1 protein-coding gene is annotated in these 597 nt (G+C 71.5%); it reads left to right on the top strand.

The features are described 5' to 3' along the window. Positions 1-597: TolB family protein (locus AWQ68_RS00015; protein WP_174554061.1), on the top strand; the 597-nt coding region annotated here is incomplete at both ends.

Consider the following 597-nt stretch of genomic DNA (forward strand, 5'->3'; position numbering starts at 1 on the left):
GGCAGCGCCACCTGGGACCTGGTCGAAGAGTACTTCCGCCGGTTGCACGAGCCGGTGATGGGGCAGCCGCACAGGCTGCTGGAGCCGTCCTGCTCCGCCGACGGGTCGCGGATCGCGGTGACCGGCCTCGTCTACGACGAGCTGGCCGGCCTTCCGCGCCAGGCCTGCTTCCTGGTCGACGGTGCGGACCTGCGGCCGCTGACGGGGCCGTCCGGTTCCTCGCGGCAACCGCGCTTCTCCCCGGACGGAACGACGGTGGCGTTCCTGTCGGACCGCACGGAGGCGGGCCGGTTCCAGCTGTACCTGCTACACACCGGCCGGCTGGGTGAGGCGGAGACGACCCCGGCCGTGCCCGGGACGGTGGAGTACTGCTCCTGGTCGCCGGACGGCACGAAGGTGCTGCTCGGAGTGGCGGGGCTCGGCGCCGACCTGGCCAGTGATCAGGGAAGCGGCACGACGTACAAGCCGAAGGAGGAGCTGCCGGACTGGCACCCTCGCGTCGAGACCGGCGTGAGGCAGGAGTCGTGGCGGTCGTTGTGGATCCACGACCTCGCGGCAGGGACGACCACCAGGCTGTCGCCGGAGGGACTCAACATC

Source organism: Microtetraspora fusca, assembly GCF_001570365.1.
GTDB lineage: Bacteria > Actinomycetota > Actinomycetes > Streptosporangiales > Streptosporangiaceae > Microtetraspora > Microtetraspora fusca.